Origin of the sequence: Pseudarthrobacter sp. NKDBFgelt (genome assembly GCF_046097905.1) — a bacterium.
GTDB classification, from domain to species: domain Bacteria; phylum Actinomycetota; class Actinomycetes; order Actinomycetales; family Micrococcaceae; genus Arthrobacter; species Arthrobacter polychromogenes.
Window position 1 is genome coordinate 1 of sequence record NZ_JBJURL010000093.1, and the last position, 14,236, is coordinate 14,236.

Below are 14,236 nucleotides of genomic sequence, written 5' to 3' on the forward strand. Positions count from 1 at the left end.
CATCACTCAAGACAGAAGTTCGCGACACACCTTAAGCATTCCAGCCAGCCATCCCTCAATTTAGGAGACACGCCCTAAGCGCCCCTGCTCACCCATCACGAAAGAAGTCCCCGGGAACTGGACCGTTCCCGGGGACTTCTTTCTGTGTCGGCGCTATTGTCTGTCTCGGTGCACTTTCCGTACAGCGCGCCAGGTTCCGTGCAAGGCGCTATCCAGCAGGGACTGTGATCAGTGCCCGCCGCCGATCACCCCGCTCTCCACCGCCTTGGTGACGGCATCTGCCTCGGCCTGGGTCAGTTTTCCGTCCGCGACGGCCTGGTCCAGCCGGGTCTTCAGGCCCGCCGCCTTCTCTGCCTGCCGTTCGCTGCGGAGCTCCTCCAGCGCCGTGGTGACCGCGGATTCCTCGATGCCAAGCGATTCAGCCAGCGACTTCGCAAGGGCGGCCTCGCGGGCAGCTGCATCAGGCTTCTCCCCCTCCGCCGGAGGACCGGCGGGCTTGCTGGCCTCGCGGAAGGCCTGCAGGGCGTCGGTCACCTTTGCTTCCTCAACGCCCAGCTTCTCCGCCAGTCCGGACGCCTGTGCAATCCCACGCTCACCGCCCCGGCCGCCGTGCTTGCCCATGCCGCCGCCGGGAACGGTACTGGTGCTGGCATCTGCCGATGCGCTCGAGCTCGCGCTGGGGGTGGGAGCGGGTGTCGTGGTGGCGGAGGCCATGCCGGCAACGCCGATTCCGGCGGCAAGGGCCAACGCCGTGGCTGACAGGCCGAGGGTCATTTTCTTTGTGCGTGACATTTCTTGTCTCCTGGTACTGCCGTCCGGGACGGCTGCTGATCCTGAGTCCTTTTCGGGACATTTCCAGCATCGGCAAGCAACTCATGGAAGAGCTGTTGGGAACCTTTCATTCTCCTGTGAAAGTAAGTTGCCCAGAGTGCAAACTTGCACGTAGTGTAAAAGCGTGACGATTTCCGCAGACCCCACCCCGCCCGAAGACCCTGATCAGGCACCCGCGCCGACATCCCGGCGGGAGCTGAATAAAGCCGCCACCCGCCAGGCCATTACAGACGCCGCATTGGCCCTCCTTCGCACCAGCGGGCCCGGGAACTTCACCGTAGAGGACATCGCAGACGCCGCCGGAATTTCACGCCGGACCTTCTTCAATTACTTCGGCAGCACCGACGCTGCACTGGCCTCCGTCACCCACGGCTTCCTGGACAACGCCATCCAGCAGTTCAAACTCCGGCCCGCGGACGAACCCGTCCTCCAGTCCGCCCAAGAGGCGCTGATGGCCCTTGCGGACCCGATGACGGTGGCCCCGCTGGCCGAGCTGTTCACGCTGACCCAGCAGAGCAGCCTGATGTCCCATTCCGAACTGGAAGCCTGGGACCACTGCCGGGAACAGATCACAGAAGTAGCCCGCGGGCGTGCGGCCGCAACACCTGGCGCAGTCGATGAGCTCTACCTCCGTGCCCTGGCGGGGTCCGTGATTTCCTGCGGCAAGGCCGCCATGGAGGTCTGGTTCTCCCGCCGCGGGGCGGACCTCTCCCCCGCGTCCCTTGCCGAGCTCCGGCACCTCCTGATCGACGCCATGGCCCTGCTCGGCTCCGGTTTCACCACGGGCACCTCGCCCGCACCCTCATCCTCAGCCTCCCGTCCCTCCTGATCAGATCGGTCACCTCACATGGCACTGTTCCTTTACCGCCTGGGCAAGTTTTCCTACCGCCGGCGCTGGCTGGTCATCTCCCTCTGGCTTGCCGCCCTGCTGGCCGTAGGCGGTGCCGCCGCAGCGTTCCACGGGACACTGTCCAACAATTTCCAGATTCCCGGCACGGAGACGCAGCGGATCGCGGACAAGCTGAAGGAAGAGCTGCCCTCAGCTTCCGGAGGCACCGCCACCATCGTCTTTGAAGCTCCCGACGGCGGCTTTACCGCCGAGAGCCGGACCGCCGTCACGGATTCCCTCAAGGAACTTGAAGCCATTCCGGACGTCCGCGGCACCGTGGATCCCTTCGCCACGCAGGCCCAGGTGGACCAAGCGGGACAGGCCATTGCCGACGGCGAGCAGCAGCTTGCCGCCGGCCAGGCCCAGCTGGACGCCTCCCGCGCCCAGCTCGAAGCCGGCCAGGCACAGCTGGCCGCAGCAGAGCAGCAGCTTTCGGCTGCCGGCGCCCCTGCCGCGCTCATCGAGGCCCAGCTCGGCCAGCAAAAGGCCACACTGGCCGAGGGCCAGGCAAGGCTCGAGGCAGGCGTCCAGGAGCTGGAGTCCAGCAAGGCAAAGCTCGAGCTCGGCAAGCGCCAGGCAGCAGCGTCCTCGGCCATTCGGTTCGTGTCCGAAGACGGCCGCGCAGCCGTGGCCCAGGTGCAGTTCAACACCTCCATCAACGGCCTGAGCCCCGAGGTCCGCCAACAGGTCCAGGACATCGCCCACGAAACATCCCGCGCAGGCGTCACCGCCTACGCCAGCAAGGAAATCACCGAGGACATCTCCGAACTTTTCGGCGCCGCTGAGATCATCGGCATTGCGGTCGCGGCCCTGGTCCTGATCCTGATGCTGGGCACGCTGGTTGCCGCCGGGCTGCCGCTGCTGATGGCCGTAGTGGGCGTCGGCGTGGGGGTCGGCATCACGTTCGCGCTGTCCGGCCTCTTCGACATGAGCTCCATCTCCCCGATGCTTGCCCTCATGCTTGGCCTGGCCGTGGGCATCGACTACTCACTCTTCATCGTCAACCGCCACCGGACCCAGCTCCTTGCCGGGATGGACCCGGAGGAATCCGTGGCCCGGGCCACCGGCACCTCAGGCAACGCCGTGGTTTTCGCCGGCCTGACCGTCATCATCGCGCTCGCCGCACTGGTGGTCCCCGGCCTGCCGTTCCTCACCGTCATGGGCCTGGCCGCGGCCGGCACGGTGGCCGTGGCCGTCCTGGTGGCCATCACCCTGACGCCCGCCATGCTGTCCCTGATCGGCCGCCGCATCATTTCCCGGCGGGCCTGGGCCAAGGCCGATGCCCACAACGCCGAGCCCGGCCACGAAGCAGCCGATGAAGCCAGGGACCGCGAGCGCAGCACCCGCGGCTGGGGCGGCCTGGTCACCCGGCACCCCATCCTGGCCCTCCTGGCCGGCGTGCTCCTCCTGGGCACCCTCGCGCTGCCGGCCACCCAGCTGCAGCTCGCACTGCCCGACGGCGGCTCCGAACCCGTGGACTCCGAGGCCTACCAGGCGTACGACCTCACGGCGCGCAGCTTCGGCGAGGGCGTCACTGGCCCCATCGTCGCCGTGGGCGAGTTCCCGGCCGGCCTCGATGAAGCCCAGGCACAGACCCTGCAGTACGACGTCGCCGACAAGCTCCGCGCCGTGGACAACGTGGTGGCCGCTGTACCGGTTGCCCTCAGCGGGGACCGCCGGACCGCCGTCTTCCAGGTCATCCCCGAGGAAGGCCCGGCCAGCGCCAGCACCGTCAACGTGGTGTCCGAACTCCGCGGCCTCAATGATGAAATCCAGTCCGAGCACGGGGTGGCGATGGGCCTGACCGGCCAGACGGCCGGCAACATCGACGTCTCCACCAAGCTGGGTGACGCCCTCCCGCCCTACCTGGCCATCGTCGTCGGGCTGTCCCTGATCCTGCTGCTGCTGGTGTTCCGCTCCATCGTGGTGCCGCTGCTGGCCACGGGCGGTTTCCTCCTCTCGCTCGCCGCAGCGTTCGGCGCCGTGGTTGCCGTGTACCAGTGGGGCTGGCTCGGCGGCGTGTTCGACGTCGCCAACCCCGGCGCCGTGCTGAGTTTCCTGCCCATCATCCTGATCGGTGTGCTGTTCGGCCTGGCCATGGACTACCAGGTGTTCATCGCCTCGGGCATGCGGGAGGCCTACATGCACGGTTCCACCGCCAAGGAAGCCGTCCGGGTAGGCTTCCGCCACGCGGCCGCCGTGGTGACCGCCGCCGCGATCATCATGGTCAGCGTGTTCGCCGGCTTCATCTTCAGCCACCTCACCATGGTCCGGCCGCTCGGCTTCGCCATGGCGTTCGGGGTACTCCTGGACGCCTTCGTGGTGCGCATGACCATCGTCCCGGCCGTGATGTACCTGCTGGGCGAAAGGTCCTGGTGGCTGCCCCGGTGGCTGGACCGGATCCTGCCTGACGTGGACGTGGAGGGCGCCAAGCTCAACCGGACCGGGGCGGCACCGGCGCACGGGGAACTGGTCCACCAGGCCGGACCGGTCAATTAGGCTGAATTTGTGGTCCGCCTGATTCTTGCATCCCAGTCCCCCGCCCGCACCAAGCTCCTGGCCGAGGCCGGCATCCGGCACTCCATCCTGGTGTCCGACGTGGACGAGGACGCCGTCCAGGCCCGCTACGGCGTCACCGACCCGCACGACACCGCCCTGCTGCTGGCCCGCGCCAAGGCGGAGGCGGTGGCGGCGCTTCCGGAAGCTGAGGGCGCACTGGTCCTGGGCTGCGACTCTGTGTTCGAGTTCGACGGCGAGGCGCACGGCAAGCCGTACACCGCCGATGTCGCCCGCGAGCGCATGCTGCGGATGAGCGGCAACACCGGGGTCCTGCATACGGGCCATTGGCTGGTGGACTGCCGGGACACCCATTCCGACGACGACGGCGAAGGTTCGGGCACCGGCGCCACCCTCGGGACGGTGGCCTCGGCCGAGGTCGCCTTCCTGGAGATGGACCCGGCAGAAATAGATGCCTACATCGCCACGGGCGAGCCGCTGCACTGTGCCGGTTCCTTCACCATCGACGGCCTGGGCGGGGCGTTCATCCGGAAGGTCGACGGCGACCCGCACACCGTCGTCGGACTTTCCGTCTCCACTCTCCGCGGCCTGCTTGCCGCCGCGAACGTGCGCATCACCGACCTCTGGCACAGCTGACGGCACCTGCACCGCCTGCAACAAAAGCGCCGCAATTGGCAAGGTCTTGTAGCTTCCCTACAAAGCTCGGCCGGTTTACACGCGGATTCCGCAAGTAATATCGGCGGAACCCTCAAAACCGCGCTAGGCTCCCTGAAGGAAAGAAGGAGACGCCTTGTCAGCAAATTTGGAGCAGTCCGCAGGAACCACGCAGTCGACCCTCACAAAGGTGCTGATCGCCAACCGCGGTGAGATCGCCGTCCGCATCATCCGGGCCGCCCGCGACGAAGGCATCGCCTCAGTGGCCGTCTACGCAGACCCGGACCGCGACGCCCTGCACGTCCGCCTCGCTGACGAAGCCTACGCCCTGGGCGGCAACACCGCGGCCGAGTCCTACCTGGTCATGGACAAAATCATCGACGCCGCCCGCCAGTCCGGCGCCGACGCCATCCACCCCGGCTACGGCTTCCTGGCCGAAAATGCCGAGTTCGCCGCGAAGGTGATCGCCGCCGGCATCACCTGGATCGGCCCCTCCCCCGAAGCCATCTCCGCCCTCGGCGACAAGGTCCAGGCCCGCCACATCGCGGAAAAGGTTGGCGCCCCGCAGGTCCCCGGCACCGCTGACCCGGTGGAATCGGCCGAGGAAATCCTCGAGTTCGTGGACCGGCACGGCCTGCCCGTGGCCATCAAGGCTGCTTTCGGCGGCGGCGGACGCGGCATCAAGGTGGCCCGCACCCGCGAGGAAATCCCCGAACTGTTCGAATCCGCCGTGCGGGAGGCCACCGCCGCCTTCGGCCGCGGCGAGTGCTTCATCGAGCGCTTCCTGGACGCTCCCCGGCACGTCGAGACCCAGTGCCTGGCGGACGCCCACGGCAACGTGGTGGTGGTTTCCACGCGTGACTGCTCGCTCCAGCGCCGCAACCAGAAGCTCGTCGAGGAAGCCCCGGCGCCGTTCCTCACCGAAGAGCAGAACCGCCGGCTCTACGAGTCCTCCAAGGCGATTCTCAAGGAGGCAGGCTACCTGGGTGCCGGCACCTGCGAATTCCTGGTGGGCCAGGACGGCACCATCTCCTTCCTGGAAGTGAACACCCGCCTACAGGTGGAGCACTGCGTCTCCGAGGAAGTCACCGGGATCGACCTGGTGCGCGAGCAGTTCCGGCTGGCCCGCGGCGAAGAGCTTGGTTACGGCGACCCCGAGGTGCGCGGGCACTCCTTCGAATTCCGCATCACCGGCGAGGACCCGGGCCGCAACTTCATGCCTGCCCCCGGCACCATTCGCGTGCTGAAGAACCCCACCGGCCCGGGAGTCCGGATCGACTCCGGCGTTGAACAGGGTGACGAGATCAGCGGCAACTTCGACTCCATGCTTTCCAAGCTGATCGTCACCGGAGCAGACCGCCCCCAGGCCCTGCAGCGTGCCCGCCGCGCGCTTGAGGAAATGGTGGTGGAGGGCATCCCCACGGTTATCCCGTTCGACCTCGCGGTGGTGTCCGATCCTGCGTTCGCTCCGGCCGAGGGCCCGTTCACGGTCCACACCCGGTGGATCGAAACAGAGTTCGTCAACAACCTCCCGGCCTGGACTCCGGACGGCTCCGCCGATGCCGACGCCGTGGCGGAAGACCGCCAGCGCGTGGTGGTCGAAGTTGGCGGCAAGCGCCTGGAAGTGGTCCTGCCCGCGTCCATGGGTTCCCTGGGAACGGGCGGGGCGGCGGCAGCGAAGCCGGCAAAGTCGAAGAAGCGCTCCCGCTCCGGCGGTCCTGCAGCGGCCACCGGCAATGCCCTGACGTCCCCCATGCAGGGAACCATCGTCAAGGTTGCTGTGGCCAACGGCGACGTCGTCTCCGAAGGCGACCTGGTGGTGGTCCTCGAGGCGATGAAGATGGAGCAGCCGCTGACGGCGCACCGCGCCGGAATTGTCATCGGGCTGGAGGCGTCCTCCGGTGAAACAGTCTCTGCCGGCGCCATCATCGCCATGATCGAAGACCAGTAAGCGCCGGAGGCACCCATGCTCGCACCCAGTTTCCAGGAAGAAGTGGGCAGGTACCACCTGGCCGTCCCCGAAATTACCCGGGGCAATCCCGAGCCCGTCAAGGAACTCTATTCCCGGCTGGACGACGTCACGCTGGCCAACCCCTTTGGCGGGATCGCCCGCGGCTGGGCGCAGGTGGAGGCGAGGCTGGACCAGGCTGCCCGGCAGTTCCAGGACGGCGAGATGCTGGGGTTCGACACCATCACGTCCTACACCGCACGGGACACCGCCTACCTGGTGGAGACCGAACACTTCCGTGCCCGCCTGGACGGGAGTGCCGTGGAGGAGTTTGCGCTCCGGGTCACCAGCATCTTCCGGCGCGAGGAAGGCTACTGGAAGCTCGTGCACCGGCACGCGGACCCTGCCGCGCGCCCGCAGTCGCGCCGCTCCCTCACCCAGCCCCCGCCTAGCTGACAGCTCCGGCCCAAACCGGCACACTTAGCAGATGCTGCCTTTCCTGCTCCTGGCCTCCCGGGCCGAGGACGCTGCCGCCGACGACGAATACGACGCCTACCTGCGCTATGGCGGTCTGGAAGAGCGGGAACTGCGCCGCGTCAGGCTCGAGGCTGCCCCGCTGCCGGACCTGGACCTCGCGGACTACTCGGGGGTCATTGTTGGCGGAAGCCCCTTCACCTCCAGCGATCCGGCGGAAGAGAAATCAGCCGTCCAGCACCGGGTGGAACGTGAACTGTCCGGGCTGCTGGACGGGCTGGTGGCCCGGGATTTCCCGTTCCTGGGCGCCTGCTACGGCGTGGGCACCCTCGGAACGCACCAGGGCGCCGTTATCGACAGGACCTATGGTGAACCGCTGGGCGGAGTGGAGATAGAACTCACGGACGCGGGACTCGAGGACCCGGTCCTGAAGGGGATGCCGCGCAGCTTTACCGCCTTCACCGGCCACAAGGAGGCCTGCACCGCCCTGCCGCCGCACGCCGTGCTGCTTGCGCGCTCCGAAGCCTGCCCGGTGCACATGTTCCGCATCCGGACGAACCTGTACGCCACGCAGTTCCACCCCGAACTGGATGTGGACGGGCTCATCACCCGCATCGACATCTACCGCAACGCCGGCTACTTCCCGCCCGAATCGGCTGAGGACCTGATGGAGAACGCCCGGCAGTTCACCGTCACCGAACCCATGAAGGTGCTCCGGAACTTCGTGGACCGCTACGCCCGGTGACGCCGCGGGCGGCCCCGGAGCGCCGCCGTCGTACGTTCCCGCCCAACTGCTCCGGCCCCGGACGCAGAAGTGCCCGGCGCACTCCCCTTGTTGACGGGGAACGCACCGGGCACCGCAGCCACGAACCGGGCTGGAACGTACAGTCCGTTTTCCTAGGCCACGTTGTTCTCGTAGTCGGTGTCTTTCGTTTCGCGGGTGATCCACAAGGCGATGAACGTCAACACTGCGGCGGCGGCCATATAGAGGCCCACGAGCCAGGTGCTTCCGCCTGCGGCCTGCCACAGGGCAATGGCGACGAACGACGCCGGAGCCGCACCGATCACGCTGGACAGGTTGTAGGCGACAGCCGAGCCGGTGTAACGGACATTCGCCGGGAACAGCTCCGGCAGGATGGCGGCCATCGGTCCAAACGTCAGCCCCATCAGAGTGAAGCCCACGATGAGTCCGATGATGGCTGCACCTGTACCCGGGCCGAACATGGTGAACCAGAGCAGCCCGAAGACGAAGATCCCTGCCGTGACAGAGAGCAGGAACTTGCGGCGGCCCCACTTCTCGGCCAGAGGGCCTGAGACAAGGGTGAAGATGCCGAAGAAGACGACGCCAAGGATCAGCATCCAGAGGAAGTCACCGCGGGGAATGCCGAGTCCCGGGACGAACGCCGCGATTTCCGCTGCTGACATCGGCTTTCCTGCCTTCTCAGCGGCAGCCTGTGCCGCTTCCACGCTGGCAGGCTTGGTGCCGTAGGTCAGGGTGAAGGAGGTCATCACATAGAACAGGACGTAGGTGGCGAACATGATGAAGGTTCCGGCCACCACAGGGCGCCAGTGGTTCTTGAAGGTGGCCGCAAAGGGCACCTTGGCAACCTTCTCTTCGGTCAGGACCTTCTGGAAGGAGAGGCTTTCAACGAGCTTCAGCCGGACGTAGAGTCCCACGATGACCAGAACCGCGCTCAGGAGGAACGGGACGCGCCAGCCCCATTCGAGGAACGCCTCAGGAGACAGGGCAAAGTTGAGCCAGATGAACAGCAGGTTGGCGAGAATGAATCCGATGGGCGCGCCAAGCTGCGGGAATGTCCCGTAGACGGCCCGCTTGCCCTTCGGGGCGTTTTCCGTGGCCAGCAACGCAGCACCGGACCATTCCCCGCCCAGGGCAAGGCCCTGGGCAAACCGGAGGACCACAAGCATCAGGGGCGCCAGGACAGCCCAGCCGGGCAACGATGCCGTGGGAAGCAGGCCGATGAGGAAGGTCGCAATACCCATGGTCAGCAGCGATGCAACCAGGGTGCCCTTGCGGCCGAACTTGTCACCGAAGTGGCCGAAAAGTACGGAGCCCACGGGACGGGCGATGAAGGCCACACCGAAGATGGCAAAAGAGCTCAACAAAGCGTTGATCTCGGTGGCCTGAGGAAAGAAGAGCCGCGGAAAGACCAGTACGGACGCTGTGGCGTAAATGTAGAAATCGTAAAACTCGATGGTGGTGCCGATAAGGCTGGCGAAAATAACCTTGCCCTTGGAGTTCAACGGCTTGGCGGCCCCAGGCTCCGTGGACGTTTCAGTGGATGACATAGGTAAACGCTTTCGTGAGGACCGGCCGGACCCGGGGTAAGGGAACGGCTCGAAATAATCAGAGTTCAATATTAGTTCCCTCCGTCCAGTCAATGGACGAAAGGTCCAGCATGCGGACTTGTGGGGTGTGTCTCACTGCGTGGTCCACACCGCCCGCCTCACACCCGGCAAGGCGGACCGATAGGCAAATGTCACAGCGCGTTAACACATGGCGTCCGTCCACGAAACGCGGCTTCCCTACCTTGGAGGAACAACATCCCCCAGAAGGAGGTACCCCGTGACTGTTGACCGCACCGCCGATGCCGGCACCGGAAGTTCCGTTGATCTCGAAGACTCCGCATTGCCCGGAACCGCCGCATCCGCCAGCGCACAGCCCGGCCCTACCCGCACCACAGACACCCCCGCCCTTGAATTCCGCCCCGGCCGCTGGATCGCCAACTGGGATGCCGAGAACAAGGAACAGTGGGAAACCGCAGGCCGCTCCATTGCACGCCGCAACCTGAACTGGTCAATCTTCGCCGAATTCCTCGGCTTTGTCGTATGGCAGCTCTGGTCCATCGTGGTGGTCCAGCTCCCCGCAGCGGGCTTCAACTTCTCCACCTCCGAAATATTCTGGCTGATCTCCATGCCCAGCCTGGTGGGTGCCACCCTGCGCATCCCTTACACCTTCATGGTCCCCCGCTTCGGCGGCCGCAACTGGACCATCGTGTCCGCCCTGCTGCTCCTGATCCCCTCCATCGGCCTGGCCCTGTGTGTCTCCAACCCGGAAACCCCCTTCGGCGTCATGCTCCTGGTGGCCGCCCTGGCAGGCTTCGGCGGCGGCAACTTCGCCAGCTCCATGGCCAACATCACGTTCTTCTACCCCGCCCGCGAAAAGGGCTGGGCCCTGGGCCTGAACGCCGCCGGCGGCAACATGGGTGCCGCCGTGGCACAGCTGGCCGTCCCGATCGCCATCACCCTCCTCGCCGTCGGCACGGTCAACCTGCCCCTGGCGGGCTGGATGTGGGTTCCGTTCATCCTGATCGCCGCCTTCGGTGCCTGGAAGTACATGGACAACCTCACCAGCGCCAAGGGTGACGTGGCAGGCTCGATCGCAGCGCTGAAGGAACCGCACCTGTGGATCATGGCGCTGCTCTACATCGGCACATTCGGCTCCTTCATCGGCTTCGCCGGTGTCTTCCCCAAGCTGATCAAGGACTACTTCCCGGCTTTCTCCTCCATCGGAGTGGGCACCGTGGCACTGTCGCTGGCCTTCCTCGGCCCGCTGGTGGGCTCCCTGGCCCGCCCGTACGGCGGGCGCATGGCTGACCGGATGGGCGGGGCCCGGATGACCGTGGCCGCCTTCGCCTCCATGGCCGTCATCACCCTCACCATGATCTGGACCCTGCCGCTGAAGAACTTCTGGCTCTTCCTGGTCCTCTTCCTGATGCTCTTCACCGCCAGCGGCTTCGGCAACGGTGCAACCTACCGGATGATCCCCATCATCTTTGCCACCAACAGCCGCGCTGCCCGGAAGGGTGCCAGCTCGGTGGCCACCCAGCGCCTCGCCTCCTCCGCCCTGGGCCTCATCTCCGCCATCGGCGCCTACGGCGGGTTCGTGATCCCGCAGGTGCTCAACGCCTCCAACTCGGCCAGCGGCTCCTACACCCCCGCCTTCTACGGCTTCGTCGGGGCCTACGTCCTGATGCTGGTTGTGTGCTGGGCCTGCTACATCCGCAACGCCAACCGAAATGCGATGGGACACGTCTAACATGACCAAAAGCGCCGACACGCACTGCCCTTACTGCGCCCTGCAGTGCGCCATGACGCTCACGTCTCCCACGGCACTGGCCCCGGCTTCCCAGCCGGGGTCAGTCCCCGTGCCGGGAACTGCTGCCCCCGGAATCCCCCTGGCCGCACCCCTTGAAGTCAGCGGCCGGGACTTCCCCACCAACCGCGGCGGCCTCTGCCGCAAGGGCTGGACCTCCCCCACCCTCCTGAACCACCCCGGACGGATCACGGAGCCGCTCCTGAAGGGCGCTGACGGCGTCCACCGGCCCATCAGCTGGGACCAGGCCCTGGACCTCGCCGTATCCGCCGTGAAGGGCGCCCGCGCCCGCTACGGTGCCGACGCCGTCGGCGTGTTCGGCGGCGGCGGCCTCACCAACGAAAAGGCCTACATGCTGGGCAAGTTCGCCCGGCTCGCCCTGGGCACCTCCCGCATCGACTACAACGGCCGGTTCTGCATGTCCTCGGCCGCGGCGGCCGGGATGCGGGCTTTCGGCGTTGACCGCGGACTCCCCTTCCCCCTCGAAGCCCTGGACACCGCCAGCACCATCCTGATGCTCGGCTCCAACGTGGCCGAAACCATGCCGCCATTCGTGCAGCACCTCAAGGGAACCCGCGACGCCGGCGGGCTGATCGTGGTGGACCCTCGCCATTCCGCCACGGCCGCCTTCACGGCCGACGGCGGCGGCCTCCACCTCCAGCCCCTGCCGGGCACCGACCTGACCCTCCTCCTGGGCATCTCCCACGTGGTCATCCACGAGAACCTGGTGGACACCGCGTACCTGGCTGACCGCACGTCCGGCTACAGTGCCGTAGCCCGCAGCGTCAACGCCTTCTGGCCCGAACGGGTGCAGTCCCTCACCGGCGTCCCGGCTGAACTCATCCGCGAAACGGCCCGCCGGCTTGCCCGGGGCGCACGCGACGGCGGCAGCTACATCCTCACCGGCCGCGGCGTGGAACAGCACGTGGACGGCACCGACACCGCCACGGCAGCGATCAACCTGAGCCTCCTGCTGGGCCTGCCGGGCTCGGCCCTGAGCGGCTACGGCACACTCACCGGCCAGGGCAACGGCCAGGGCGGGCGCGAGCACGGCCAGAAGGCGGACCAGCTCCCCGGCTACCGCAAGATCACCGATCCAGCCGCCCGCGCCCACGTGGCAAAGGTCTGGGGCGTGGAGGAGGACCTCATTCCCGGGCCGGGCCTGCCGGCCGTGCAACTGTTGAAGTCGCTTGGCAAGCCCGACGGCGTCCGCTGCCTTTTTGTCCACGCCTCAAATATCGCTGTGGCCTCCCCCGACGCCAACGCCGTGATCGCAGGACTCCGGAGCCTGGACTTCCTGATGGTCTGCGACTTCTTTATGTCCGAGACGGCCGCTGAGGCGGACCTCATCCTTCCCGTCCTTCAGTGGGCGGAGGAAGAGGGCACCCTGACCAACCTCGAAGGCCGCGTGCTGCGCCGCCGCCGGGCCCTCACTCCGCCGGCCGGTGCCCGCAGTGAGCTGTGGATCATGGCGCGGCTGGCCGAAGCCCTTGACGCCCCGTCCACCTACAGCGAGGACCCCGAGACCGTGTTCGAGGAACTCCGCCTTGCCTCTGCCGGCGGACTGGCGGACTACTCCGGGATCGACTACGCCATGCTGGACCGCGGCGAAGCCGCCTACTGGCCCTACCCCGCCGGCAGCCAGGGAACACCGCGGCTGTTCCGGGACAGGTTCGCGCACCCGGACGGCAAAGCCGTGATGACCCCGGTGACGCCGCGCCGCCGTCGTACTCCTGCTGGGCCCCCTACAGGGGATGGCACCGCCGCGAAAACCATGACCCTCATCACCGGCCGCCTTTTGGAGCACTACCAGTCCGGCGCGCAGACCCGGCGGGTGTCGGAGTTGCTGGCGGCGCAGCCGGAAGCCATGGTGCAGATCCATCCGGCGGCTGCAGCGTCGATGGGCATCACCGAGGGTGCGCTCGTGTCCGTGGCCAATGAGCGCGGCGAGGTGGAGTGCCGGGCCCAGCTCAGCACCGCCATCCGTCCCGAAACCGTCTTCCTGCCGTTCCACTTCCCCGAACTCGAGAGTGCGAACCGCCTCACGGAGGCGGCCACGGACCCCATCTCCGGGATGCCGGAGTTCAAGTTCAACACCGTTTGGGTCCGGCCCGTAGCCGCGCCCCTTTCCACCAACGTGCTTCAAACGACGGAGGCCTCATGAGCGAGCAGATTGTCATTGTGGGATTCGGCCCGGTGGCGGCCCGGCTGGTTGACGAACTCCTGCCTGCCGTCCGCAGCGGCAAGGTGGGCCTGACAGTGGTGGGCGAGGAAGCTGAGGCTGCCTACAACCGCGTTCTCGTGGCTGATCTCGGCGTGGGCAGGACCACCGCCGAGGCCCTGGCCCTCTCAGACGCCGCGGAGCTGGCAGGGGACGGAGTGGACATCCGCCTGGGCGTCCGGGTGAAGCGCGTGGACCGGGCCCGGCAGCAGGTCCTCCTGTCCGACGGCGGCGCCGTCCACTACGACCGGCTGGTCTTTGCCACGGGGTCGCGCCCGGTCATTCCCAACCTCACGGGCATCAACCCCGACCCCACCCACCCGGTCCTCCCGGCCGGCGTCACCGCACTCCGCGACCTTCGCGACGCCGGGGTGCTGCGCCAGGCCGTGGACGGCGGCAAGCGGGTGGTGGTCCTGGGCGGCGGCGTCCTGGGCCTGGAGACCGCACTGGCTGCGGCGGAAGAAGGAGCCACCGTCACGGTGGTCCACAACGGCCCGCATCCGCTGGGCCACATCCCTGCTGAGCGTGGGTGACGATTGCGTGGAGCTTATGCTCGCGTCCAGCAGTTTGAGGTTGATCCTCAGC

The 14,236-nt window shown here is 67.1% G+C and carries 10 protein-coding genes and 1 pseudogene; 9 read left to right on the plus strand and 2 right to left on the minus strand.

All coding sequences use genetic code 11. From position 1 onward, the window contains the following. Positions 1 to 228 precede the first annotated feature (228 nt). A complete protein-coding gene (locus ACKAE7_RS18405) occupies positions 229 to 792 on the minus strand; it encodes a hypothetical protein (RefSeq protein WP_188809266.1) in 564 nt (187 codons plus the stop codon). A gap of 163 nt (positions 793 to 955) precedes the next feature. On the opposite strand from ACKAE7_RS18405, the gene ACKAE7_RS18410 reads away from it, so the two are divergent. From ACKAE7_RS18410 to ACKAE7_RS18435, 6 genes are all read left to right on the plus strand, one after another. Continuing rightward, positions 956 to 1,660, plus strand: coding sequence for a TetR/AcrR family transcriptional regulator (locus ACKAE7_RS18410; RefSeq protein WP_188809265.1), 705 nt, complete (start codon positions 956 to 958; stop codon positions 1,658 to 1,660). An 18-nt stretch (positions 1,661 to 1,678) separates the two neighbouring features. Beyond that, entirely contained in the window at positions 1,679 to 4,219 is a 2,541-nt protein-coding gene (locus ACKAE7_RS18415; protein ID WP_188809264.1) for an MMPL family transporter, read from the plus strand. Between the two features lie 9 nt (positions 4,220 to 4,228). Continuing rightward, positions 4,229 to 4,873 carry a nucleoside triphosphate pyrophosphatase gene (locus ACKAE7_RS18420; protein WP_188809263.1) on the plus strand — a complete coding sequence of 215 codons (645 nt, stop codon included), beginning with the start codon at positions 4,229 to 4,231 and terminating at the stop codon, positions 4,871 to 4,873. Positions 4,874 to 5,027: 154 nt separating this feature from the next. Continuing rightward, positions 5,028 to 6,842, plus strand: a complete 1,815-nt coding sequence (locus ACKAE7_RS18425; RefSeq protein WP_188809262.1) for a biotin carboxylase N-terminal domain-containing protein — start codon at positions 5,028 to 5,030, stop codon at positions 6,840 to 6,842. Between the two features lie 15 nt (positions 6,843 to 6,857). Next, positions 6,858 to 7,295, plus strand: coding sequence for a nuclear transport factor 2 family protein (locus ACKAE7_RS18430; protein WP_188809261.1), 438 nt, complete (start codon positions 6,858 to 6,860; stop codon positions 7,293 to 7,295). A 31-nt stretch (positions 7,296 to 7,326) separates the two neighbouring features. Next, entirely contained in the window at positions 7,327 to 8,058 is a 732-nt protein-coding gene (locus tag ACKAE7_RS18435; protein ID WP_408979958.1) for a glutamine amidotransferase, read from the plus strand. Positions 8,059 to 8,210: 152 nt separating this feature from the next. On the opposite strand, the gene ACKAE7_RS18440 is transcribed toward ACKAE7_RS18435, so the two are convergent. Further along, the gene (locus tag ACKAE7_RS18440) at positions 8,211 to 9,623 is read right to left on the minus strand and encodes an MFS transporter (protein WP_190610647.1); all 1,413 of its coding nucleotides are present in this window, start codon (positions 9,621 to 9,623) and stop codon (positions 8,211 to 8,213) included. Between the two features lie 277 nt (positions 9,624 to 9,900). Here ACKAE7_RS18440 and ACKAE7_RS18445 point away from each other — a divergent pair, with 277 nt between their 5' ends. From ACKAE7_RS18445 to ACKAE7_RS18455, 3 genes and pseudogenes are all read left to right on the plus strand, one after another. Beyond that, complete coding sequence (locus tag ACKAE7_RS18445; protein WP_188809258.1) at positions 9,901 to 11,373, plus strand: MFS transporter; 1,473 nt, start codon at positions 9,901 to 9,903, stop codon at positions 11,371 to 11,373. A 1-nt stretch (position 11,374) separates the two neighbouring features. Then, positions 11,375 to 13,594, plus strand: a complete 2,220-nt coding sequence (locus ACKAE7_RS18450) for a molybdopterin oxidoreductase family protein (protein ID WP_408979959.1) — start codon at positions 11,375 to 11,377, stop codon at positions 13,592 to 13,594. Further along, positions 13,591 to 14,160, plus strand: a pseudogene (locus tag ACKAE7_RS18455) (FAD-dependent oxidoreductase); the annotation flags it as partial. The gene ACKAE7_RS18450 and the pseudogene ACKAE7_RS18455, both read left to right, overlap by 4 nt. Positions 14,161 to 14,236 lie beyond the last annotated feature (76 nt).